This window comes from Halomicrococcus pelagicus, assembly GCF_051917725.1.
Lineage (GTDB): Archaea > Halobacteriota > Halobacteria > Halobacteriales > Haladaptataceae > Halomicrococcus.
Map to the genome: position 1 here is coordinate 1 of NZ_JBQBLX010000007.1, position 24,144 is coordinate 24,144.

General features: G+C 66.0%; 23 protein-coding genes. 14 read left to right on the top strand and 9 right to left on the bottom strand.

What is annotated here, in order from left to right; translation table 11 throughout:
- Positions 1-143 precede the first annotated feature (143 nt).
- The 6 genes from ACTF4R_RS17940 (at position 144) to ACTF4R_RS17965 (ending at position 5,113) form a co-directional block, all read left to right on the top strand.
- On the top strand, positions 144-572 hold the full coding sequence (locus ACTF4R_RS17940; protein WP_440009334.1) for a DUF4212 domain-containing protein: 429 nt from the start codon (positions 144-146) through the stop codon (positions 570-572).
- The gene (locus ACTF4R_RS17945) at positions 569-2,239 is read left to right on the top strand and encodes a VC_2705 family sodium/solute symporter (protein ID WP_440009335.1); all 1,671 of its coding nucleotides are present in this window, start codon (positions 569-571) and stop codon (positions 2,237-2,239) included. The genes ACTF4R_RS17940 and ACTF4R_RS17945 overlap by 4 nt, the downstream gene beginning before the upstream one ends.
- Positions 2,240-2,242: 3 nt before the next feature.
- A complete protein-coding gene (locus tag ACTF4R_RS17950) occupies positions 2,243-2,704 on the top strand; it encodes a universal stress protein (RefSeq protein WP_440009338.1) in 462 nt (153 codons plus the stop codon).
- 1 nt (position 2,705) lies between these two features.
- Complete coding sequence (locus ACTF4R_RS17955) at positions 2,706-2,921, top strand: DUF8119 family protein (protein ID WP_440009941.1); 216 nt, start codon at positions 2,706-2,708, stop codon at positions 2,919-2,921.
- A 186-nt stretch (positions 2,922-3,107) separates the two neighbouring features.
- Positions 3,108-3,362, top strand: a complete 255-nt coding sequence (locus ACTF4R_RS17960) for a HalOD1 output domain-containing protein (RefSeq protein WP_440009339.1) — start codon at positions 3,108-3,110, stop codon at positions 3,360-3,362.
- 212 nt (positions 3,363-3,574) lie between these two features.
- Positions 3,575-5,113: a glycosyltransferase gene (locus ACTF4R_RS17965; protein WP_440009341.1), complete on the top strand. Its 1,539-nt coding sequence runs from the start codon at positions 3,575-3,577 to the stop codon at positions 5,111-5,113.
- 182 nt (positions 5,114-5,295) lie between these two features.
- On the opposite strand, the gene ACTF4R_RS17970 is transcribed toward ACTF4R_RS17965, so the two are convergent.
- The gene (locus ACTF4R_RS17970; RefSeq protein WP_433634654.1) at positions 5,296-5,451 is read right to left on the bottom strand and encodes a hypothetical protein; all 156 of its coding nucleotides are present in this window, start codon (positions 5,449-5,451) and stop codon (positions 5,296-5,298) included.
- Positions 5,452-5,700: 249 nt separating this feature from the next.
- On the opposite strand from ACTF4R_RS17970, the gene ACTF4R_RS17975 reads away from it, so the two are divergent.
- Complete coding sequence (locus ACTF4R_RS17975; RefSeq protein ID WP_433634664.1) at positions 5,701-5,898, top strand: heavy-metal-associated domain-containing protein; 198 nt, start codon at positions 5,701-5,703, stop codon at positions 5,896-5,898.
- Between the two features lie 62 nt (positions 5,899-5,960).
- On the opposite strand, the gene ACTF4R_RS17980 is transcribed toward ACTF4R_RS17975, so the two are convergent.
- Positions 5,961-6,383 (bottom strand): DUF7344 domain-containing protein, encoded by a 423-nt coding sequence (locus ACTF4R_RS17980; RefSeq protein WP_440009344.1) that lies wholly within the window; start codon positions 6,381-6,383, stop codon positions 5,961-5,963.
- 242 nt (positions 6,384-6,625) lie between these two features.
- On the opposite strand from ACTF4R_RS17980, the gene ACTF4R_RS17985 reads away from it, so the two are divergent.
- Positions 6,626-9,949, top strand: coding sequence for a PAS domain S-box protein (locus tag ACTF4R_RS17985; protein ID WP_440009345.1), 3,324 nt, complete (start codon positions 6,626-6,628; stop codon positions 9,947-9,949).
- Between the two features lie 75 nt (positions 9,950-10,024).
- On the opposite strand, the gene ACTF4R_RS17990 is transcribed toward ACTF4R_RS17985, so the two are convergent.
- Positions 10,025-11,539 carry an alpha,alpha-trehalose-phosphate synthase (UDP-forming) gene (locus ACTF4R_RS17990; RefSeq protein WP_440009346.1) on the bottom strand — a complete coding sequence of 505 codons (1,515 nt, stop codon included), beginning with the start codon at positions 11,537-11,539 and terminating at the stop codon, positions 10,025-10,027.
- 423 nt (positions 11,540-11,962) lie between these two features.
- Between ACTF4R_RS17990 and ACTF4R_RS17995 the strand changes: the two genes are divergently transcribed.
- A complete protein-coding gene (locus ACTF4R_RS17995) occupies positions 11,963-13,381 on the top strand; it encodes a sugar porter family MFS transporter (protein WP_440009348.1) in 1,419 nt (472 codons plus the stop codon).
- Positions 13,382-13,747: 366 nt separating this feature from the next.
- The gene (locus tag ACTF4R_RS18000) at positions 13,748-13,993 is read left to right on the top strand and encodes a hypothetical protein (RefSeq protein WP_440009350.1); all 246 of its coding nucleotides are present in this window, start codon (positions 13,748-13,750) and stop codon (positions 13,991-13,993) included.
- A gap of 32 nt (positions 13,994-14,025) precedes the next feature.
- Here ACTF4R_RS18000 and ACTF4R_RS18005 read toward each other — a convergent pair whose 3' ends face one another.
- Positions 14,026-15,252: an MFS transporter gene (locus ACTF4R_RS18005; protein WP_440009353.1), complete on the bottom strand. Its 1,227-nt coding sequence runs from the start codon at positions 15,250-15,252 to the stop codon at positions 14,026-14,028.
- A 111-nt stretch (positions 15,253-15,363) separates the two neighbouring features.
- On the bottom strand, positions 15,364-16,713 hold the full coding sequence (locus ACTF4R_RS18010; RefSeq protein ID WP_440009354.1) for a glycerate kinase type-2 family protein: 1,350 nt from the start codon (positions 16,711-16,713) through the stop codon (positions 15,364-15,366).
- Positions 16,714-17,025: 312 nt separating this feature from the next.
- On the opposite strand from ACTF4R_RS18010, the gene ACTF4R_RS18015 reads away from it, so the two are divergent.
- The 4 genes from ACTF4R_RS18015 to ACTF4R_RS18030 all read left to right on the top strand — a co-directional run bounded on the left by ACTF4R_RS18015 (position 17,026) and on the right by ACTF4R_RS18030 (position 19,704).
- Complete coding sequence (locus ACTF4R_RS18015) at positions 17,026-17,493, top strand: pentapeptide repeat-containing protein (protein WP_440009355.1); 468 nt, start codon at positions 17,026-17,028, stop codon at positions 17,491-17,493.
- A 342-nt stretch (positions 17,494-17,835) separates the two neighbouring features.
- On the top strand, positions 17,836-18,180 hold the full coding sequence (locus ACTF4R_RS18020; RefSeq protein WP_440009357.1) for a potassium channel family protein: 345 nt from the start codon (positions 17,836-17,838) through the stop codon (positions 18,178-18,180).
- A gap of 130 nt (positions 18,181-18,310) precedes the next feature.
- Complete coding sequence (locus ACTF4R_RS18025; RefSeq protein ID WP_440009360.1) at positions 18,311-19,378, top strand: endonuclease/exonuclease/phosphatase family protein; 1,068 nt, start codon at positions 18,311-18,313, stop codon at positions 19,376-19,378.
- Between the two features lie 59 nt (positions 19,379-19,437).
- On the top strand, positions 19,438-19,704 hold the full coding sequence (locus ACTF4R_RS18030; RefSeq protein ID WP_440009362.1) for a DUF7542 family protein: 267 nt from the start codon (positions 19,438-19,440) through the stop codon (positions 19,702-19,704).
- 174 nt (positions 19,705-19,878) lie between these two features.
- On the opposite strand, the gene ACTF4R_RS18035 is transcribed toward ACTF4R_RS18030, so the two are convergent.
- From ACTF4R_RS18035 to ACTF4R_RS18050, 4 genes are all read right to left on the bottom strand, one after another.
- The gene (locus tag ACTF4R_RS18035; protein WP_440009364.1) at positions 19,879-20,613 is read right to left on the bottom strand and encodes a hypothetical protein; all 735 of its coding nucleotides are present in this window, start codon (positions 20,611-20,613) and stop codon (positions 19,879-19,881) included.
- Positions 20,613-21,359 (bottom strand): ABC transporter permease, encoded by a 747-nt coding sequence (locus ACTF4R_RS18040; RefSeq protein WP_440009366.1) that lies wholly within the window; start codon positions 21,357-21,359, stop codon positions 20,613-20,615. The genes ACTF4R_RS18035 and ACTF4R_RS18040 overlap by 1 nt, the downstream gene beginning before the upstream one ends.
- Complete coding sequence (locus ACTF4R_RS18045; protein WP_440009367.1) at positions 21,360-22,175, bottom strand: ABC transporter ATP-binding protein; 816 nt, start codon at positions 22,173-22,175, stop codon at positions 21,360-21,362.
- Positions 22,176-22,556: 381 nt separating this feature from the next.
- On the bottom strand, positions 22,557-23,936 hold the full coding sequence (locus ACTF4R_RS18050) for a hypothetical protein (RefSeq protein ID WP_440009370.1): 1,380 nt from the start codon (positions 23,934-23,936) through the stop codon (positions 22,557-22,559).
- Positions 23,937-24,144: the final 208 nt, after the last annotated feature.

Genomic DNA, 24,144 nt, shown 5'->3' on the forward strand with positions numbered 1-24,144 from the left:
TGCGCCGGCTCTTGGAGGACATCGCCAACGACGAACAGCTCGGCGACACCTCCACCCTCCGCAACCCCGAGGTCGTCCAGGAGATAGCGGCGAAGGTAGACGACGACTGACCAGCGTTTCGACCGACACCACCAACTCGAACTATGACCGACAACGACATATCACAACAGGCACCGGAATCGGACGTCGAGACGGACGGCGGCGTCGCGGCCAGTCGAGAGACCGCCGACTACCTCGACGCACGAATCAACATCTTCAGCCCGTCGACCCCGTTCATGCGGGACCACCTCAAAATCGTGTGGACGATGTTCGTCGCGTGGGCCATCGTCGTCTTCGGCCCCGTAACGGCGACGTACCTCGCGACCGACTTCATGACGAGTATCACCGTACTCGGCTTCCCGCTCCACTACTTCTTGACCGCGGTCTGTGCTCCGTCGGGCGCGCTCGTCCTCTCGTTCATCTACGCGCGCAAACGCGACAAGCTGGACGCGAAGTACGGTATCGACCACTCGTCCACGCAGCGAGAGAGGGAGACCGAACCGGCGGCGACTGACGGAGGAATCGACGAATGATGCCGACGCCGCTGGGGTTGCTCCCGGACGCGCTCAACGCGTCGTTCAAGATAATCCCGGCGATCATGGTCTCCGGGATGTTGCTGTTGTTCCTGGGCATCGGGTACGCGTTCCGCGTCGCCGACACCGAGGACCTGTGGGTCGCCGGGCGTTCCATCGGGAACATCGAGAACGGGATGGCGATCGGCGCCAACTGGATGTCCGCCGCGTCGTATCTCGGCATGGCCGCGCTCATCGCGCTGTCGGGCTACTACGGGCTGTCGTTCGTCATCGGCTGGTCGACGGGCTACTTCATCCTGCTCATCTTCATGGCCGCACAGATGCGTCGGTTCGGCAAGTACACCGCACCGGACTTCGTCGGCGACCGGTTCAACTCCGACACAGCGCGCGCCATCGCGGCCCTGACGACCATCCTCATCGGATTCGTCTACTCGGTCGGCCAGGCGCGCGGGATGGGACTGGTCGGCCTGTACGTCTTCGGCGGCGACTACGCCACCATGGTCATCCTCATGATGGGCATTACGGTCGGCTACCTGGCGCTGTCCGGGATGCTCGGCGCGACGAAGAACATGGCCGTCCAGTACGTCATCCTCATCGTCGCGTTCCTCGCGGGCCTGTACGCCGTCGGCTTCAGCCAGGGATACTCCACGATTCTCCCGCAGATCGAGTACGGCGCACTGCTGGGCTCGCTCAACTCGGAGTTCACCGAGCCGTTCACGACCGGGGGATTCTACCTCTGGGTCGCGACGGCCTTCTCGCTCATCGTCGGCACGTGTGGCCTCCCGCACGTGCTGGTGCGCTTCTACACGGTCGAGAGCGAGCGAACCGCCCGCTGGTCGACCGTGTGGGGCCTGTTTTTCATCTGTCTGCTGTACCTGAGCGCTCCCGCGTTCGCGGCGTTCGGAACCGACCTCTACGCGAACTCGGTCGGAAACGTGTACGGGGCCAACGGCATGAGCGGCGCCGAGGGTGACGTCATCGTCGTCCTGGCGTCCCAGCTCGCGAACCTGCCGACGTGGTTCGTGGGACTCGTCGCGGCGGGCGGTATCGCCGCGGCTATCGCGACCACGGCCGGGCTGTTCATCGCCGCCTCCTCGGCGGCCGCACACGACATCTACACGAACATCGTCAATCCCGACGCGACCCAGCGCCAGCAGCTCGTCGTCGGTCGCGCCACCATCATCGTCCTGGGCGCGATCGTGACGGTCACCGCGCTCAACCCGCCGGCGCTGGTCGGGGAACTGGTCGCCTACGCCTTCTCGCTGGCCGGACTCGTACTGTTCCCGATGTTCTTCCTCGGGCTCTGGTGGGAGAACACCAACCGTCAGGGTGCGCTCGCCGGCATGACCACGGGCCTCCTCATCTGGTTCGCCGCCATCCTCAACGAGGTCCTGCCCGCGTACGTCGGGTTCCTCGGGGACGCCGCCGGCGAAAGCGGCGCGATAGTGCCGGTGTTCGCCGACGTGTTCCCCGCCATCGGCGCGGCGCTCGCCGGCACGCCCATCGTGTTCGTCGTGACCATCGGCGTCTCGCTCGTCACCGACGAACCGCCGGAGCGAATCAAACGGATCGTCCGGCAGTGTCACAGCCCCGAGCCGATGGGGCAACAACAGGCCGCCGAGGACGTCGTCAGCACCGACGGCGGCGAACGGCTCGGAGACGACTGACCCATGTACGAACGCATCCTCATCCCCACGGACGGTAGCGAAACCGCAGAACGGGCCGTCGACGAAGCGCTGGCGGTCGCGGAACGGTTCGACTCCGAGGTCCACGCGCTCTACGTCGTCGACACGGACGCCGTGGACGTCAGCCTCGGCACGGAACAGGTCGACCGCATCCACTCCGGTCGGTTCGGCGAGATGGACGAACTGGAAGACCGTGCGAAGGCGGCGACCGGATACGTCGTCGACCGCGGGCGCGAACGCGGTATCGCGGTCGAAGAGCAGTTCCGCGGTGGCCGACCCCACAAGGTCATCGCCGACTTCGCCGAGGACCACGACGTGGGCCTCATCGTCGTGGGCAGTCACGGCCGCTCCGGCATCCGGCGAATGCTACTGGGGAGCGTCACCGAACGCGTGCTGCGGTCGACGCACCGGTCCGTGCTGGTGGTGGACGGGCGGGAGGACGAGTAACGTGCGTCTCGTCGGAACACTCCGCGACCACGTCCGCGAACATCGGTCGGGGATGGTCGTCGACCTCGCGTTCGCCGTCACCTGGGTGACGGTGGTGTCGGCGTTGTTCGACCTGCTCCAGGGTCCGACGTGGGCCTATCATCTGTCGCTGGCCGCTGGCGTCGTCGCCTACTTCGGGTTCTTCGCGTCGCTGGAGGTGGCGCGAGACGCGCAGTGACGGTCGTCCGCGGAGTCGGTCACGGTTACTGCGGCGGTGCCGCAGCCCTTTCGTCGTGTGATCCGGGTTAAATACACTGCGAGAGAGCTAGACACTACAGTACAATGTTGTGAATTATGTCCAATACTCTTATGCGTCTCACGGGAGAACGGGTACACGAATACGATGGCAGCGATCACCGTAAGTGTGGGTTCTGAACGTACGAGCAGTTCCCGGGCGAGTTCAGTCGTACTTGAAGCCCTGTCGCAATACGCTGAGATCGACGTCGACGGGAGCGACTTTCGACTCTACGACGTCATCGACCCCGACGCGCTCGATAGCCTGTTCTCCCATCAGCGAGACGCGAACCTCTCCGTGGAGTTCGACGTCCGAGAAGCGACGGTAACCGTCCAGCGAGACGACGACGAGATACGGGCGCGTATCAGCGACGGTAGCACGTAGACCGCTCCCGGGCGACCCGAACACCTCCGAGTACGTCGACAGGCCCAGACGCGGCGAGCGATGCGGCGCGTTCGGACGGCTCTCGTACCGGCTGTACTCGGGGATTCACCGCGTCGAAGACGACCGGTAGCCACGCTGCGGAGAGCTTTCACCGTCCGAACAAAATCTGTTTAATGTATGGGAACGACTCGCATAGTATCTCGGAGATTCCAATGGTTCGACTCATCGACGTCGAGATGGAGCACACGCTGGCCGAGTACGCGACCGACGTCGTCCTCCGCGAGTCCGTCCGGGAGATGCAGGACGCCGTCACCGACGACGTGGCGGCGCTCGAAGGCCGCACCGTCTGGATGGTGAACTCGACCGCGAGCGGCGGCGGCGTCGCCGAGATGATGCCGAAACTCCTCGGCATCTTCCGCACGCTCGGCGTGGACGCGGAGTGGGCGGTCATCGACGTGGACGACCCCGGATTCTTCGAGTTCACGAAAGACGTACACAACCTCCTCCACGGGACGGGCGACCCCGAGATCGTGGACCGCGAACGCGCACTCTACGAGCGAGCGAGCCGTTCGGTGGCCGACGAACTCGCCGACCGACTCGCCCCCGAAGACGTGCTCGTCGTTCACGACCCACAGCCGCTCGCGGCCGGTGCGAAAGTCGTCGAAGAACTCGGACTACCCGCCGTCTGGCGCTGTCACATCGGCTCCGAGCGACAGACCGAAAAGTCGCGGGCCGCGTGGGAGTTCTTGCAGCCGTGGGTGCGCGACTACGACCGGGCCATCTTCTCGCTGCCCGCGTACGTGCCCGAGTTCCTGCACGACGACGCGACCATCGTCCCGCCAGCTATCGACCCGTTCAGTGCGAAGAACGAACGTCTCAAGCCACAGGAGGTCGCCGGCATCCTCGCGCGGGCCGAACTCGTCGCCACGGACCACCCGACCGAGCCGTTCGACGAGCCGGCGCGACGACTGCAGGCCGACGGCACGTTCGCGCCCGCGACCGAACCGGCCGACCTCGGGCTGCTCTTTCGCCCCGTCGTCTGTCAGATATCCCGCTGGGATAGTCTCAAGGGGTTTCTCCCGCTACTGCGCGGGTTCGCCCGGCTGAAACGCGAAGTTCGGCCGGCAGGCGACGCCGGCGCGGACGTCGAGGAGACGAGCGAGAGAGAAGAGAAGGGGGCGACGAACGGCGGCAGGCGAGCGGAGGGGACGGCTCGCACCGACGCCCACCGGCGGCGAATCGAGGACGCCCGACTGGTCCTCGCCGGACCGGACCCGTCGTCGGTCGCCGACGACCCCGAGGGGCAGGCAGCGCTCGAAGCGATAGAGGAAGCGTGGCACTCGCTCGACCCCTCGATTCGGCGGGACGTCGCGGTCGTCGTCATGCCGCCGGACAGACACGACAGCGCGCTCGTCATCAACGCGCTGCAGCGCTGTGCCACGGTCGTCGCACAGAACTCGCTCCGCGAAGGGTTCGGCCTCACGGTCACGGAGGCGATGTGGAAACGCGCGGTCCTGATGGGGTCGGACACCGGCGGTATCGGCGCGCAAATCCGCGACGGCGAGGACGGTCGACTGGTGCCGGACGCCGCCGACCCCGGGTCGGTCGCGGAGACGCTCGACGCCGTGTTCGGGGCTCCCGACCGGTGGGACGAGTGGTCGCACAGCGCCCAGCGGCGCGTCGCCGACAACTACCTCGTCTTCGAGCAGGTGACCCGATGGCTCGACGTGCTCGGCGCGCTCGTCCGGTGACGTCGCGAGAACGACGTCCCGACGGAAACTTCGAGACGGGGTTCCGGGCGGGCCCGTTCCGCATCGGCGAGCGGTTCGAGAGACGGCTACGACAGTCCACCCGGCCTCGTTCGATGGTCTCCTGGCGGGGGTCACGATGTTTTTCCGAACGGCGAGACTGGCCGACCGCCGGGCGTGCCGCGTCAGTCGATGACGGTGGCGACGACGTCGTCGCTGCCACATTCAGGGCATCGGTCGCGGGAGGCCTCGAGCGTGGTCCCACACTGTCGGCACTCGACGACGACGGCCGGCTCGTCGCCGGGCGAGATGAACCGCCGAACCCGCGAGAGAACACTCATGGTTTCCCGTCGGGGAGCGACACTCATACATCATTCGGAATCGAGTACGGGCGTCTCGAAGCCATTACCGGCCGATAGTGGCCGTTCTAGCCAGTACTGGCTAGCCGGTGGACCGACAATCGTTCCCGCGTTCCTCGCGCGTTGGCCGAAACGGTCGTCGAGTCGCCTTCGAAATCCGAGGTCGTCTGCCCGTATTTCTCGGATTGTGAGGCGAAACGGGAAAAAGCGACCCGCCACTACGATTACTGGATGACGACCGAACTCACCGTCGAAGGTATGAGCTGTGGTGGCTGCGAGCAGACGGTCGTATCGGCACTCGAGGAGATGGAGAACGTCGAGAGCGCCACCGCCGACAACGAAGCCGACCGCGTCACCGTCGAAGGGAATCCGGACGCCGACGCCGTCGCGCAGACGATCGAAGACGCAGGCTACACGGTGAAGCGGTAGTCCGGAAACCCACTCGACGGAGACGTTTTTTAGCGTAAGCAGTACGCCCCCGTCTGCTCGGATTACGTCGTAGTACCGGACGAGGGGCGTTCGTCGGGAAGTTCGTCCGCGTTGTCCCGCATGAACCGTAACAGCGGACGGACGGCATCGAAGTGCGAGCCGGTTCGGAGTTCACGGGTCTCTCGGTCCCACTCGACGAGCCCCGCGTCTTCGAGCTTCGGGAGGTGAACGTGGACCAGTTCGACGTCGAGTCGGTCCCACTCCTCGTCGCTGCTGGTCACGTCGGCAGGGATACGGGCGTCGTCGGCGTCCTGCGAGTCGCGTTCTAGAAGCGTGACCAGCAACCGCCGGCGATACGCGTCCGCCAACACGTCGAGGACGGTGTCCAGTGACGGCTCCTGTTCGGGAGACGAGGGGTCGTTCCAGCGTCCCCCCGTACTCGCGTTCGAGGACTCGGTCACGTTTCGGTTCGGGGACTCGTTCATGTGTATTACCAGCCTCGCCGGCGTCTGCCAGCGTCTACCTGCAGAAAGTACCGTCTGTGGGTAAGGGTTCGCCCAAACTGTTTAGGCCGTGCCGGGCACAGTCGTTTCGACGTCGCCGAGCAGAACTGTATTTGCTCAGAAATTCCAAATCGGCGGGGGTCTACAGATAATTTCGGAGGCAGGGTCCGAAGGAGACTCCGTCGGCGGAGAGTTGATAAGCGTGAACCACGACTGACGGGGTAATGTCGACAGAATCGTTGACCGACGCGCTCCGGGAAACCCTGGCCCTTTTCGCCGAGAAGGGAACGCCACGGACGACGAGCGAGGTGGCGGAACGCCTCGACCTCGGACACCGGAGTTCCTACGCCAGACTGGAGCGCCTCGTCGAGCACGGCCGACTGGAAACGAAGAAGGTCGGTGCCAGCGCACGCGTCTGGTGGCGACCGTCCGCGACCGCAGGGATGGACGCTCCGGACTGGTCGGCTGCCGCCGAGTCGCTCATCGACGACGTGCTCGACGACGCCGAGGTCGGTGTGTTCGTCCTCGACGACGACTTTCGGGTGCGGTGGATCAACGACGCGACGGAGCGGTACTTCGGGCTCGACCGCGAGCGGGTCGTCGGACGGGACAAGCGTGCGCTCGTCAACGAGCACATCGCAGCGACCATCGGTGACTCGGCGACGTTCGCGGAGACGGTTCTCGCGACGTACGACGACAACACGTACACCGAACGGTTCGAGTGCCGCGTGACGTCCGGCGATGGACGCGAGGAGCGGTGGCTCGAACACCGAAGCAAACCCATCGACTCCGGCGCGTACGCCGGCGGTCGGGTCGAACTCTACTACGACGTCACAGAGCGGAAACGAACCGAACGGTCGCTGGAAGAGAGCAAGGAACGGTACTCGAACCTCGTCGGGAACCTGCCCGGGATGGTCTACCGCTGTCGGAACGAACAGGCGTGGCCGATGGAGTTCGTCAGCGACGCCTGCACCGACCTGACCGGGTACGACGCCGACGCCGTCGAGTCCGGTGACGTCGACTGGGGAGACGACGTCGTCCACCCCGACGACCGAGGCCGGGTCTGGGAAGCCGTCCAGTCCGGCCTCGACCGGGACGGGGAGTTCACCGTCCAGTACCGCGTCCAGACGGCGGACGGCGAAACTCGGTGGGTCTGGGAACGCGGTCGTAGCGTCGCCGACGCGTTCGAGGGCTCCCCGATGCTCGAAGGGGTCGTAACCGACATCACGGCGCAGAAGATGACCGAACGGGAACTCCACGAGAGCGAACTCGATGACGTGTTCGAGCGGATGGACGACGGGTTCTTCACGCTCGACGACGACCTCCGGTTCACGTACGTCAACGAACGCGCGGGCGACCTCCTGGAGCGACTTCCCGGGGAACTCGTCGGCGAACACATCTGGGACGCGTTCGAACGGGACCGGAGAGCCGAGGCGGCGATCACCGAGGCCGTGGAGACCCGGGAACCGGGCGCGTACGCGGAGTTCTACGAGGCGCTCGACACCTGGTTCGAAATCCACGTCTATCCCTCGGAGACGGGCGTCTCGGTCTACTTCGAGGACGTGACCGAGCGCAAACAGAGCAAGCGGAAACTCGAACAGTACGAGCGCATCGTCGAGACCGTCGACGACGGAATCTACGTACTCGACAGCGACCACCGGTTCACGATGGTGAACAACGGGTTCGCGTCGATGACGGGGTACGAACGCGACGACCTCATCGGCGCTCGCGCGGCCACCGTCTTCGGGGACGACCTCGTCGACGTCGGGGAGAAGCGGACCGAACGGGAGTCCGACGAGTACGCCGTCGCGAAGCACCAGGAGGACATCCAGACGGCCAGCGGCTCTCCGCTCACGGTGGAGAGCCGGTTCACCGTGTTCGAACTCGATAGCGGTGAGACGGGTCGCGTCGGAATCGTCCGTGACGTGACCGAACGCGTCGAACGCGAGCGCGAACTCGAGAAGTCGGAGCAACGGTATCAGGCGCTCGTGGACAACTTCCCGAACGGCGTCGTCATACTGTTCGACGAGGACCTGCGATACCTGACGGCTGGCGGAGAGGTCTTCGAGGGCCTGGAGTTCTCGACTGCCGACATGGAAGGGGACGTGCTGACCGAACGACTCCCGCCGGAGCTACGCGACGAACTCGAACCGAAGCACAGCGCGGTCTTCGACGGCGAGGCGAGCGAATTCGAACTCGAATTCGACGGGCAGGTCCGCCACGTCCGAATCTTCCCGGTCCACGACGACCAGGGAGCGGTCTTCGCCGGTATGGCGATGTCCCAGGACGTCACCGAGCGCATCGAGCGCGAACGGGAACTGGAACGCCAGCGCGAGCATCTCACCGCACTCGACCACATCAACGACGTCGTCCACGACATCAACGAAGCCGCCATCGACCAGTCGACGCGTGAGGACATCGAGGCGAGCATCTGCGAGCGTCTCGCCGACACCGACTCGTACCTGTTCGCCTGGATCGGTGACGTCGACGGTCACACGGAGACGGTGAACCTTCGGACGGAGGCGGGCGTCGAGGGCTATCTCGACGGAACGACGATTTCCGCGGATCCGGACGACGAACGCAGCGGCGGTCCCACGGCCAGAGCTATCGTACGGCGCGAGATGCAGACCGCACAGGACATCCCCGCCGACGAGGGGGACGGGCCCTGGAGCGACCACGTCCGAGGGGCCGACGTCAGGTCCTCGGCGGCGATTCCGATAGCCCACGAGGAGACGCTGTACGGCGTGCTCAACGTCTACTCCGACCGACCCGACGCGTTCACGGCTGAGGAGTGCGAGGTGATCGGGCGACTCGGCGAGATCGCCGGTCACGCTATCGCCGCCGTCGAGCGCAAGCGCGCGCTGATGAGCGACGACGTCGTCGAACTCGAGTTCCACCTCTCGGACGTCTTCGAGGCCCTCGGCGTCGACGCGACGACCGACGGCCAGATCACCCTCGACAGTGCCGTTCCGGCCAGCGACGGAACCTACCTCGTGTACGGCACCACGACGAACGACGCCCGCGAGGCGCTCGACGCCCTGACCGAACGGTTCGATCACTGGGATTCGATGCGGATTATCGACGAGGAGGGGACGGTCTCCAGATTCGAACTTCGGTTCACCGAGCCGCCCATTCTGTCGGCAGTCGCCTCGCGAGGCGGCTACGTCGATACGGCCCGGGTCGACCAGGGTGACCTTCACATGCGGATTCACCTCTCACCGAACGTCGACGTTCGTTCGATCACCGACGTCGTCAAGGAGGAGTTTCCGGGCACCGAACTGCTCGCCCACCGTCAGACCTCGCGCACCGACGACTCGCCACCACGGTTGCGGGGGCTGTTCCGCGAGAAACTCACCGACCGACAGCGGACGTGCCTCGAAGCCGCCTACAACGCCGGATTCTTCGAGTGGCCCCGGGCGACCTCCGGCGAGGACGTCGCCGAGTCGCTCGGCGTCTCGCCGCCGACGTTCCACCAGCACCTTCGGAAGGCGGAACGGAAGACGTTCGAAACGATACTGCGGACCTCGACGGTGCGTTCTCGACGGTAGACGTCGCCGAGGGACCGTCCGAATCGACGTGCCGAGAGAACGTTCCCGCCGACCCCTGCCCGGCCGAGCGCGGACTCACTCGTCGCGCTGGAGTCGGCGGGCCGTCTCGAAGACGTCCGTCATCCACGTGGTGAGGTCGTTCGCCTCGACGCGCTGTCGCAGCGTCTCCATCCGGTCGCGGCGGTCGGCGTCGTCCATCGTCAGCGCCGAGGTGATGGCGGTCGCGAAATCGTCGGTCTGGAGGGGGTTGATGCTGATGGCGTGGTCGCCGAGCTCTTCGTGTGCGCCGGTCTGGTCGCTGAGAACGAGCACGCCGGGGTCGCCGGTCTGGGCGGCGACGTACTCCTTGGCGGTGAGGTTCATGCCGTCGCGTATCGCACTGACGATCATCGCGTCGCCGTGACGGTACAGGCCGGCGAGTTCCTCCTCGCTGAGCCAGTCGTCGATGTAGACTATCGGCTGCCAGTCGTCGGTCCCGAACCGCTCGTTGATGCGCTCGACCGCGTCTTCGACGTTCTGCTGGAGGTCCCGGTACTCCGGGATGAGCGACCGGCTCTCGTTGGCCTTCTGGACGTACGTGAACTCGCCGCGCCACTCGGTGTCGGTCGTCCAGAGGCGTTCGAGCGCGTCGAGGCGGTCGACGATGCCTTTCGTGTAGTCGAGGCGGTCGACGCCGACCACCGTTCTCGTCCCCGGCGCGATACCGTACTCGCGCTGGAACTCCCGCCAGAACGATTCGTCGGCCGCCTCGCTCGCCGTTCGAATCTCGTCGGCGTCGACGCCCATCGGGAAGGCGCGAACGGTCGTCGTTCGACCGTCGTAGCGTACCTCCCCACCGTCCCGGTCGACGAACGCGTCGTCCAGGCATTCGTCGACGCAGTCGAGGAAGTTCTCGCAGTACCGGTCGATGTGGAATCCGAGCAGGTCGTTGGCCAGGAGTCCGTCGAGAAGTTCCTGCCGCTGCGGACACGTCCGGAACGTCTCCCAGCCGGGCCACGGGATGTGCCAGAAATGCATCACGAAGGCGTCGTCGACGGCGTCTCGGAGGCGTCGCGGCGCGAGTGCGAAGTGGTAGTCCTGGAACCAGACCATCGACTCCTCGGTCGCGTACTCGGCGGCGGCGGCGGCGAACCGCTCGTTCACCTGCTGGTACCGCGCCCAGTGGCGGTCGTTGTACTCGGGCTTCCAGAGGCCGCCGTGACTGAGCGGCCACAGGACGCGGTTGCTGTACCCGTAGTAGTAGCCGCTCACCTCCTCGTCCGAGAGCCATATCCGTTTGAGCGTGTACGATTCCTCTTCGGGCGGCATCCGGACGGTACCGTCGTCGTCCGTGACCTCCCCGTCCGCCTCGCCGTCGCCCCACGCGATCCAGGTGCCGCCGGTGCGTCGCAGAACGGGGTCCAGCGCTGCGGTGAGACCGCCGGCGGGGCGGTCTATCTCGACGCTGCCGTCCTCGGCGTAGCTGTGCTGGTACGGCTGTCGATTGGAAACGAGGACGAGTTCTTTCTCCAGTATCGACGCGGGGTCCCGGCTCTCGTCGGTCGCGGTGTCGTCGTGGAGAGAGAGCTGCTCGTCGGTGGCGGATTCCATTGCTTCTGTTGAGTTTCGAGCGACACAAGATAATCCCTTGGGCCCTCCGTCTCCGACAGCGCGGTCGAGGCGGGGGCAAATCCCGTTCCCTCACCGTATCGACGCGCACAGCTCCACGGACTGACACCGCCTGTAGCACTCCCCGCGAACGGCGTCTCGTCCACTCGCTCGAGACGGTATAGCAGGGGCGAGGCCGCGCTACCGGCCCATCTCGCCGACCGGCACCGGTGGAGGTATCGTCGGCGACTCTCCGGGACGCTCCGGTCGATGCGTACGATGCGACAGGACTCTGTCAGGGTTTTAGAACGACTCCTGCATGAATTAGCGCCTTAATTTCAGGTGGTTTAGTTGTTGATTATCGTCGACCGATAATATTCCAAAACACTTCTTACTCGATTCGACGAGGGTGAACGTACAGCTTCCATGGCTACGACCGACATACGAGAGGCAGTAGCGGGTAGTGGCGACCGGTTCATCTATCTCACCGCCGCACTGGCGGCGCTCAACGGACTACTGTTCGGATTCGACACCGGCATCATCTCCGGCGCTTTCCTCTACATCAACGATACGTTCACCATGTCGCCGCTCGTCGAGGGCATCGTCATGAGCGGCGCGATGGCGGGCGCGGCCCTCGGCGCGGCGGTCGGCGGGAAGTTGGCCGACCGTCTCGGCCGTCGCCGACTCATCCTCATCGGCGCCGTCGTGTTCTTCGTCGGGTCGCTGACGATGGCTATCGCCCCGAACGTCCCCGTCCTCGTGGCCGGTCGACTCATCGACGGCGTCGCGATCGGGTTCGCCTCCATCGTCGGCCCGCTCTACATCTCCGAGATAGCGCCACCGAAGATTCGCGGCGCGCTCACCTCGCTCAACCAGCTCATGGTGACGCTCGGAATCCTGATATCGTACTTCGTCAACTACGCCTTCGCCGACGCTGGCGCGTGGCGACTGATGCTCGGAACCGGAATGATTCCGGCGGTCGTCCTCGCCGTCGGCATGGTGAAGATGCCCGAAAGTCCGCGCTGGCTCTACGAACACGGACGGCGAGACGACGCCCGCGCGGTCCTCGAACGCACCCGCGAGGGCGACGTCGACGACGAACTCGCCGAGATAGAGCAGACGGTCGAAAAGCAGTCCGGAACGAGTCTCCGCGACCTGCTCCAGCCCTGGCTGCGCCCCGCGCTCGTCGTCGGGCTCGGACTCGCCGTCTTCCAGCAGATAACCGGCATCAACGCCGTCATCTACTACGCTCCGACCATCCTCGAATCGACCGGCTTCGGCAGCGCGACGTCGATCCTCGCCACGGTCGGCATCGGCGTCATCAACGTCCTCATGACGGTCGTCGCCATCGCGCTCATCGACCGCGTCGGTCGACGCCTGCTGTTGCTCGTCGGCATCGGCGGTATGGTCGTCACGCTCGCCGTCCTCGGCGTCGTCTTCTACCTCCCGGGGTTCAGCGGCGTCCTCGGATGGGTCGCCACCGCCAGTTTGATGCTGTTCGTGGCGTTCTTCGCCATCGGCCTCGGTCCGGTGTTCTGGCTGCTCATCTCCGAAATCTACCCGCTCTCGGTTCGCGGGAGCGCGATGGGGACGGTCACCGTCGCCAACTGGGGGGCGAACCTCGTCGTGTCGCTCGCGTTCCCCCTGTTGACGGCGAATCTCGGCAAACCGTCGACGTTCTGGCTGTTCGGCGTCTGTAGCCTCGCGGCGCTCGCGTTCACCTACCGGCTCGTCCCCGAGACCAAGGGTCGGTCCCTCGAAGCCATCGAGAACGACCTCCGCGAGAACGTCACCGACACGGTCGCGACTGCTGCAGACGAATCGTCGACGACATCGCGCGAGTAAGGACCGCCGGTATCCCCGGGGACCAACAGGAGTTCGTACCCCTCGGGGACGGACGCGAACGCGCCGAGCGAGAGGAAGAACTCGAGCGTGAGGTCGACCGACTCCAGGAGGTTCGTCGAGGACACGTTTCGATTGCACGGGAGCACGGACAGATATCCTCGGCGGTGTCGAAACCTGTCCGGGAGCGTCGGCGCGCGTCGCGACGTCCCCGACCGTCGCCTGTCCGCGGGGAACGCGACCGCACGAAATCACCGCTTCGACCGCGGTTTCGCGGGCGACACGCGCCGAGTCGGTCGCCGCCGCCCCCGCGAAGGGGCACCACCCCTGCCGGAAGCGCTAATCCAGTGGGGGACTCACTTCCGCCCAGTGCCACAGAACTACGACATCACGCACATGTCGGGCGGGGGGATGGAGAGGGAGACGCTCAGAGTCGACACGTGGAACGCCGACGGCGACCACTGGCTCTACTACTTCGTGAAAGACGAAGACCGGATGGGGTACGAGCTGGCGACGGGGGCGACGACGGTCTCCCGTGAGGAGGGAATCGACGAAGAGGGACTGGACACCGCGAAGGAGGCGGTGGGCCGCAGCGACTACGTCCTCGTCTCCTGAGCCGAGCGCCGGACGGGAAGAACGCACCGGGGTCACGTTTCGCCCGGCAGTAGAGCGTAGCAGCCGAGAGCGACCGCTGAGAGGCCCGCTAGCGCGAGGAACGCGAGGTCGAACTGGCCGGCGTCCGCGAAGAACCCGACGAACGTCGACCCGGTCGCGCCGACGAGGAAGAACGCGGTGCGGATGAACCCCCACGCCGCACCCTCGATCTGGTCCGGCAGGGCACCGACGATGTAGGCGTTCGTGACGGGATTGACGGCCATCCGGGAACCGAGAACGGCGACGACGACGGCGAGGGCCGCCGTTCCGGACGTGACCGTGAGGACGGCGGGGGTCACGACGCCGACGGCGGTGACGACGAGGAGGACGGGTTTCATGCCGACGCGGTCGGCCGCGCTCCCGGCGACCACCTGCGACATCGCGCCCGTGATGAACATGAGACCGAACAGCAGTGCGGCGGTCTGCTGGTCGAGCCCCTTGGTCTGGAGATACAGCGGCAGGAACGCGGTCAGTCCCTGGTAGACGAACAGGAGAAGCGCCACCGCGACCGTCGCGAGGCGAATCGACCTGTCGGAGAGCGTGTTCACGATGTCGCGGGCGAGACGACGAGGCGAGCGGTCGGCCGCCGCCGGGTTCGTTTCGGCCGTCGACCGCTCGGGGACGACCCGCCACGTCAGCGCCGCGGCGACGAAGAACGGCACGGCGAGACCGGCGAGGACGAACCGCCAGCCGACCCGGCCGACGACGGCCGTCGCGACGTTCGGCAGGAGTGCGGAGCCGAGGCTCCCGACGGCGAGCGTGATGCCGAACGCCGCGCCGGCGTTCGTCGTGAACGTGCGCGAGAGAACGGTTCCGCGACTCGGACCGTAGATGCCGGAGCCGAGCCCGAACGCCGCGCTCGCCGCGAAGAAGACGGCGAACACCGGGGAGAGCCCGAGCAGGCAGAGACTCACCCCCGAGAGACAGAGACTCGCCGTGAGTAGCGTCCGTTCGCCGAACCGGTCGACCATCACGCCCGCCGGAAACTGCATGACGGCGTAACCGACCCAGAGAGCCGTGATGGCGAGTCCGGCGGTGGCGTTGGTGACGTCGAAGGCCCCCTTCACCTGCGGCAACAGCGCCGGAACGAGGAAGCGGAGGCCGAGCGTGAACGCCCAGCCGAGCGCGACGGAGAACAGGATCCAGCCGCGACCGTCGCCCCGGAGCCCGTGAACTGCGTCTCGGAGGCGGCCAGCGACCGGGTTGCGACTCGACGTCATCGGGTTGTTCGATGGTCGTCCGGCGGCGGTTTAAGCGAGTGGATACGCCTCGATTTCTCCGGTACCACTGGTCGCGAATCCGGAAGCGGGCGGTCCCGGACCCCCCTTCCCCTAGGCCGTCTCAGCGTCGGCGTCGACGACGAGAACGCGCAGGTCGTTCACGTTCGTCCCCGTCGGCCCCGTTTCGACGAGCGCGCCGGCGGCTTCGAGGAACGGGGAGGACTCGTTCGCTGCCAGCGCCGTCCGTGCGTCCATCGACGTCCGCTCGGTCGTTTCCCCGTCGACGATGGCGCCGGCAGCGTCGGACGCGCCGTCGATACCGTCGGTGTCGACGCTCCCGACGACGACGTCGGCGTCGGCATCGAGTTCGATCGCCGCGCTGAGCGCGAACTCCTGGTTCGGCCCGCCGGCACCGGCGTCGTCGGACAGCGTCACCGTCGTCTCACCGCCGGAGAGCACGACCGCCGGCGGCGCGATCGGATGCCCGGTAGCGTGAATCTCCTCCGCGATTCCGACGTGCGTTTTGGCCGCCTCGCGCGCCTCGCCGCGCACGCGCGAACTGAGGACGAGGGGCGTGTAGCCGTGGTCGGCCGCCACGTCACCGGCGGCCGTCAGCGCGGTCAGTCCGTTCGCGAGGACGTGCGTGTCCACCGTCGCGAACGCGTCCGCGCCGGGTGCCGGGGTCTCGGCGATGTCACCGTCGACGCCCCGTTCGAGGTGGTGCTCGACGCGAGGTGGCAGCGCCACGTCGTAGCGGTCGACGACGTCGAGCGCGTCCGCGTACGTCGACGCGTCCGGAACGAGCGGCCCGCTCGCGATGACGTCGAGGTCGTCACCGACGACGTCGCTGAACACGAGTCCGACGACGGTCGCCGGTGCCGCCGCGGCCGCGAGTCGGCCGCCTTTGATCGCCGAAAGGTGTTTTCGCACGGCGTTTATCTCGTGGATCGTCGCGCCGCTGCCGAGCAGGTCGTCGGTGACCGTCTGGAGGTCGTCGAGCGTGACGTCGCCGGCAGGCGCTGGAAGCAGGGCGCTCCCGCCGCCCGTGACGACGCCGAGCACGAGCGTGTCCGCGGTCGCTTCGCCGGCGCGGTCGAGGACCCGCTCGGCGCCGGCCAGTCCCTGCTCGTCCGGTACCGGATGGCTTCCGTCGACGACGTCGATAGTCGACGTCGTCTCCGGGACGTCCGTGACCACGACGCCGTCGGTGAGACGCTCGCCGAGTACCGATTCGAGCGCGGCGGCGACCTTTCCGGCGGCGTTCCCGCCGCCGAGGACGACGACGTCTTCGTACGAAGAGAGGTCGTAGACCGTACCGTCGACGGTGAGTTCGTCCCCAGTCAGCGCGACCGAGTCCCCGACGACGGTCGCTGGATGCGCCGCCTCGATTCCGCCGTCGATACACGACCGTGCGACCGTGTGCGGGGAGGAACGTTCGTCCGGTGCGCGATCACTGGACATACCGCTTCGAGACGACGCGCCCCGTAAAGTAACTCCGGTCCCGCGGTCGACGAAACCGCCTTACTACTGCGAGGATACCCCGGAACCAGGAAACGCCGTTCGGACGTGTGGTCCTGCGAAATCGTTCGACGAGTATCGCGTTCGGGCGGCGTACGCGGCCTCCAACCCGTCGTTCACGTACACCGTACCGGAGAGGTTCATCCCCGGAACGCGCCAGGGTGAGCACGGCGGGAGCGTCGACCTACGGGCCGGACGGCCACCCCCGATTACGCAAGCCGAACTGTAAACCACACGGAACGCCAGATACCCGACGTGAAAGCTTCGGACCGCACGGAGTCGCCACGAACGTCAGCACCGTCAGTCCCTGACGACCGGTGCGGCTACGTATTCGAGGCGGGAGACTCGCTCTCGACGGAGGGGGATGGCTGTTGTCTACGAGAGGCGTGGGACGGAAAGGACCGCTGCAAGTGGCATCTCGACGCCGACAAGGCCGACGTCCTCCGGGAAGACGACTTTCGGGACGAGACGAACCTCGTCGGCGGCGTGTTTCGCGGTTCGGTCCTGTCCGGCGGAGACTCGCTCGCCGGTCGGCGGTTTTCGAGCGGGGACTTCTCGGGAAGCGACCTCTCGGGCGTGGACCTCAGCGAGGCGGACCTCGGCGGGGCGAACCTCGCGAACGCCGACCTGCGAGACGCGGATTTCACCGGTGCGAACCTCCGGGGCGCGGACCTGACCGACGCCAACGCTCGCGGCGCGACGTTCGAGGACGCGAACCTGTAGAACTGTACGGTCACCCGGACCAACTTCCGCAACGCCAACATCGAGAACGCCGCGCTCTACGAGATCGCCTTCGCCGACACCTGGATCAACGAGAACACCGAAATCGGCGAGTTCTGTCGCTACGAAGCCGAAGAGAAGGCGATAGAGCGCGACGCGCGGACGGTACTGCACCACGAAGCGGCGGCCTGGACGTACCGCGCGCTCCAGAAGCTCTGCGAGGAGAACGCGCTTCCGAAGAAACACCGGACGTACTACGTCCGCGAGAAGGAGTCCCGCCGGAAACTCGCCTGGGAGGAGGGCCGCTACCGGAAGGCGGTCAAGGCCGAGCTCTCGCGCTGGGTGATGGAACACGGCAGTAACCCGTGGCGAGTCATCGCCGTCTCGGCTATCACCATCCTGATGTACGCGGCGGTCTACCCCCTCGTCGGCGGCATACACGACGGTGCGAACGACAGGGTCATCGGGTATTTCGATGCGGACGTCGCCACCGACGCCCCGAGGTGGTATCTCACCGGCCCGTTCCTCAGGGGGCTCTACTTCAGCGTCGTCACGTTCACCACGCTCGGGTTCGGCGATATGCAGCCACTCGGCGGCTGGGCTCGCCTTCTGGCGACGACCGAGACGATTCTCGGCTCGGTGCTCATCGCCCTGCTCGTGTTCGTCCTCTCGCGCACCGTCACGTGGTAGCGGCTCGGACGAACGCGCCGGCGTGACGCCGCACGTTGCCCGGTGACGGGCGGACGCCGACCGTGGTCGACCGTCACGGCACCGGCGACGGGTTGTCGTACGTCCGGACACTACAGGTGACGGTGGGACGATGGAGGACTACGTCTTCGCTCAGTACAACGTCGAACGGTTGACGACGGAGAAGGTCCAGCGCGAGGGAACCGACCAACTGGAGGCGGCCGCGGAGATGGTCCAGCGGTTGCCGACGCCGGACGTTCTCCTGGTCAACGAGATGGACGACAACTTCGTGCAGGGGTGGGAACGGACGCACAACGCGGCGGCGTTCCTGGAGAACTATCTCCGCACGCCCCAGGCCCCGGACCTCCAGGGCGTCGACTTCGAGACGTGGTTCGCCCCGCGGTGTAACACCGGTATCCCGAGCGGGATGGACGTCGGGAAAGACGGACTCGGCGTCGAACCCGGAACCGACGCCTACGCCCGGGACTGTTTCAGCTACGCCCCGTATCCGGGGCGATACGCGATGGCGTTGTACAGTCGGTTTCCCATCGACGCCGACGGCGTCCGTACCTTCCGGGAGTTTCGCTGGACCGACCTCCCGCGTCACCGGATTCCCACCGACTCCGACGGCGACGTGTACCTCACCGCCGACGAGCGCGAGCGGTTTCGACTCCCCGCGAAGACGGTCGCGGACGTGCCGATCGAGTTTCCCACCGGAACGGTCCACGCCGTCGTCGCACACCCGTCGCCGCCGCTCGCAGACGGCATGGAGACCCTCAACGCCCCGCGGTGTCACGACGAGATTCGCTTCATCGGCGACTACGTCACCGACGCGGACTATCCGTACGACGACGACGGCCGGGAGGGCGGTCTGGCGACCGACGAGCGGTTCGTCGTGCTCGGCGACATGAACGCCGAACCCGGCGGGACGGTGACCGACGACGCGATTACGCGCTATCTGCTCGACAATCCGCGGGTGACTGCGACGAACCCGTCCAGTCCGGAGGGTCGTGAGCGCGGCACCGCTCGCGCGACCGGCGTTCTCTCCCGCGGGCCGACGCGGGCCGACTACGTCCTGCCGTCGACGGAGTTCGCCGTCCGGTCGTCCGGCGTCGGCTGGCCGACGGACGAGAACCGTCGCGCGGTCGCCGAGCGAGCGTCCGACCACTTCCCGGTGTGGGTCGTCGTAGACGGTGGCTGACCGTCCCGTCGACGACCGACCCGACGAGGTTATCCGGCTTCCAATCGTCGTTTCGTACGATGGCAAGCAAGCGCGCGACGGTTACGTGCCCGGCGTGTGAGCTCGAGGAGACGTTTACCAGGCTCTCGGCGGCCCGTTCCCGCATCGAAGACCACCGCGCGGAGACGGGTCACGAGGCGACGTGGGAACTCCATCGGCTCAGCCCCGGCGTCGAGCAGGCCGGAGACGACGCCGGCGTCTGCGGAAAACCGGGCTGTGCGAACGCTGACTCGCCGCTCAGACGACCGCTCGCCCGGCGGTCAGCCGACGACGAAACGGAGACGTGACTCTCGCGGCTGACGTCGTTCCGCGAGACGGCGTCACGACGTAGCCGGCGACGAGGTTCCCGCCTCGTCGGCGAGTGTAACCGCCACCCTGACGTCGGAACGTACTGGCGGCGTCTCTCCGTCCAACGCGAGACTCGCGCAGCACGAGCGAAGCGTGGCCCCGTGCAGGGGAGGTCACTCGACCGTCGTCGTCCGATAGAAGGCCAGGACGCTGACCACCAGGAGAAGGAGGAGGTATCCGCCGGCGGTCGCCAGCGCGTCGAGGCTCGACCCGGACGTGAACGCCGCCTCCATCAGCGCGTTCGTCGCGAAGTGGCCCGGCAAGGCCGCAGTCCAGCCGGGCGAATCCGTCGCGAGCGGACTCTGGAACATGAGAACGTCCACCATCGGCGCGAAGAGCATGACGTACACGCCGGGAAGTCGGTCGAGGACGGTCCCGACGATGACGCCCAGGACGCCGTACGTGAGTCCGCAGAGGGCGGTCGCGAGCGCGAACGCGAGAACCGCCTCGGGGGAGAAAGAGAGGAGGGCGACTGCCAGCGACGCAGTGGTGGCGACGAGGGTGCCGGCGGCGAGGAGGCCGACGCGGGCGACGACGAGTTCGCCAGCCCGGTATCCCGCGAGTCGAAGGCGGTCGTCGGCCGTCTGGGACGACTGGACGAGAAACAGACCGACGATTCCCGACAGGATAGCGACGGCGACCGGCGTCATGTACGCGGCCGCGAACGCGGTCATCGCTACCGTCACCCGCGTTCCGTCGACCGTTACCGGGACGGACGTATCGGGAACGAGCCAGACGAAGACGCCGATGATGTAGACGGGAAGGAACGCAAGCAGCGCGAGCAACAGGGGCGTGCGGACGAACTCGCGGGCACCCATCGAGAGAGCGGTCGAGACCCGCCGTCGCATCAGGCCTCACCTCCGTTTGCGACGGTGAAGGAGTACACCCCGACGCCGAGTAGGGCGAAGACGAGCACGTGTGCCAGCGCCGGGAGGACGTGGTCGGTCGCGAGCGTCCCGTCGACGACGGCCTGCGTGACGATCTCGTGCGGATGGGAGAGCGGCGCGAAGCGGGTGATGCTCTCGTCGATGTCGAACAGCCCGCTGGCGAAGACGTTGTCCACGTCCGCGAGGACGACCAGCACGAGCGAGCCCTCGAGTTCTCTGGGGAGCACGGTTCCCACCAGGAGACCGAGCAAACCGTAGACGACACCGGCGAGCACGAGCCCGGCGAACGCGACCACCGGTGCGCCGATGGGGGTCGAGAGCAAGATGCCGAGCGTGACGGCAGCGACGGCGCTGATGACGATGCTGACGACGAGCACCGTCGCGAACCGGGAGCCGACGAGTTCGGAGGACCGAAAGCCACAGATAGAGAGCCGGCGGTCCGCGTTCCGCGCGCTGATCATCTGGAACAGGCCGAGCACGCCGGCGAGAGCGCCAGTCGCGAAGACGGCACCGGTGATGCGGCCGGTGATTTCGAGCGGCCTCGTCGTATCGAACAGCCCCAGTTCGGGGAACTGGGCGAGGCTGACGCCGTAGATCTGGATGGAGAGGGCGGGCAGTATCAGCAACAGTGCCACGTTTAGCGGTTCCCGAAAGAACGACAACGTGCTCGCACGGACGCCCGCCGAGATGCGGCGTGACCCGCTCATTCACTCCACCTCCTGCGTCACGGCGTTTCCACCGTCGTCGGTCCCCCTCCGCTCGAAGAACTCCGCGGTTCGCCCGCAGGAGACGCCATCGGCGGTCGGTTCGGGATTCACGGTCTCGTCTCCGCCGATCTCCTGGCGGTGGAGGTGTCCCTCGTGGAGTTCGTAGATGACGTCGAACCGGTCGCGCTCGCTGATGATGTGGGAGATGATAGCGACGCCCACGCCACGCTCTCGCAGCTCCGCGGTCAGGTCCCAGAACGCGAGGAACGTCTCCCAGTCGAATCCGGTGTACGGTTCGTCCAGCAAGAGCAGGTCCGGCTGGTGCATCAGCGCCACGGACAGGTTGACCTTCTGCCGGTTGCCGCCACTCAGATGCCGAACCTGCCGGTCACGGAACCGCTCGAAGTCGAGCACGTCGGTCAGCCACCGCCGGGCGTCTTCGATTTCCGCGTCGTCCATCCCGTACGCCCGTCCGAAGAGGCGGAAGGTCTCGTCGACGGTCAGTCGGTCGTAGAGACGTGGCTCCTGCGGACACCATCCGACCGTACCGGCGCGTGTTACCTCCCCCTCGTCGTAGTCGAGGACACCCGCGAGAATCTGCATGAGCGTCGATTTGCCGCTCCCGTTCTCGCCCATAATCCCGACGACCTCTCCGCGATTGACCTCGAGTGTGGCTCCCTCGAGGACTGCAACCGACCGGCCGAACGGGAGTGGCGAGTCGTACGTCTTCGCGACGCCCGACGCAGTCACGACCGGGCTTCCCGTCTCCTGTCGCTTCGCTGCCTGTTCGCCGTGTCCGTCGTTCCGATCTGCCATCAGTACCGTACATACGGGCTCCGTTCCTAATGCAATTTCTCTTACGTTTTGTCCAGTCCAACGACTCCGATCTTTTGTATCCAAAGTGTCTATCGAGAAACGATTCGCCGGGGAGTTTCACGCGTCGCTCGCTCCGAAGCCGTCGTTGCATCGTCGTCACGGTTCGCGACCGGGACGTTCGACCTCCTCAGGGTACGGTTGAAGTGCAGTACTCGCCGCCTGCGTTCCGACGTGAGCGACCCTACTCCCGTCGGGCAATCCAGAAAGTACTTACCAGATCTACAGAACCGTCACTGTGACGAGGGCCTGGCGGTCGAAAACCACCCAGAGTCTGGTACCATCACCTCGCCCTCGTCACTTCCTTCGAAAAAAGGAGCGGTCCTACAATCGCTGGGGAGCGAAGCGTCGACCGACGTCCCACGTTCTGTCCTGGCTACCGTCGTCGCCCTCGTTGGTCGCGGTCCCTTCGGCGATCTGCACGTTCTCGTTCACCTGGTAGTTGATCTGTTCCGCCGACGCGTTGCCGCAGTTGGTGGCGAACGCGAGCGCGCTGAACTGTTCGTTGACGTTCAGCTGTTCGACGATCTGCAGTTGCGTGATGTCGACGTTGGCCGTCTGCTGGTTGGCCTGGTCGCCACCGTTCTCGTAGGCGACCGCCCAGGACTCGTCGCCCTTCGCGTCCGTGCCGTCCATCACTTTGGACGCGCTGTACCGACCGTCCTCGACGTTCACCGCGGCCGCCGACGCGATCTGCGCGTTGAAGTTGCCCTGGTAGCTGGCCTGCGTGGCCGTGGCCTGGCTGTCCTCGAGAGCGACGGCGATGGCCGCGTTCTGTATGTTGATGTTCTCCTGGCCGACGCTCTGGACCTGGTCGATGTCGGCCGACGCAACCTGCTGGTTCGACTGCTCCGAACCGTCCCCGGAACGCGTCACGTCCGAGTCCGAGAAGTCGCCGTTCATGTCGGCGCTCGCGGTGACCTCCGCCATCGTCTTCGGCTCGAAGTTGATCGCCGTCGCGCTGGCGATCTGCTTGTTCACGTTGAACTGGCAGCTTATCTGCCACGCTTTCGCGACGCTTCCGTCGCCGACTGCGATAGCGACCGCGACGCCCTGTTCGTTGACGTTCAGCTGGTTTACGTCCTGCCACTGGTCGACCGACGAGTCGGCGTTCTGGGAGTCGCCGTCACCGGCGTTCGCTGCCAGCGCTTCGGCGGACTGAAGGTTGTTGTTCTCCTGGTAGCTTCGCTGATACGCCCGGGAGTAGCTGCTGTCTTCTGCAATCGCGACTGCGGTGCTCTGGCTGTTGTAATTGAACTGCTGGACCGCCTGCGTCTGGTCGATATCCGCCTCGGCGGACTGCTCGCTCTGGTATGCGTCGTCGCTGACGACCCATCCCGAGAACTCACGGCACTCCGTTTCCTCTGCGAAGACGACGTACGCGTTCCCGACACCAGTGAACGTCTGTTCCTTCGTCTCCTTCTTCACGTTTATCGACTGCGCGCTACCCTGCTGGGTGTTCCGGTTGTTCTGGTACGTCCGCTGGATGGCCTCGGCGTCGCCACCGTCGATGGAGATGGCGACGGCGTTGCCCTGCTCGTTGACGTTCAGTTGCGAGACGTTCTGATACTGGATGACTTCCGACGAGGACTGCTGTGAACTCGCTGCGATGTCTCCCTTGTGATTCTCGACCCACGATTCGAGGTCGGTCGACGACGTGTCCGCACCGAAGACGAGATAGACGCTCTCCCCGTCCGCGTGCACGGTGTCGTCCGAAGCCGCACTCGCCGAGCCGGAAAACTGGGTGACAGCACCCACGCTCATTCCTGCCGCTGCGATTCCTTTTAGATAGCCTCTGCGCTTAACCTTGCTACGATTTCCGTTGTTTTCTCGCATAGCGCACTCTGGTCGAAGAGGGATTTACACTTCGTTATGAGTCTCCTGAGGCCAATAGTTACGCAGTAAACGCTAG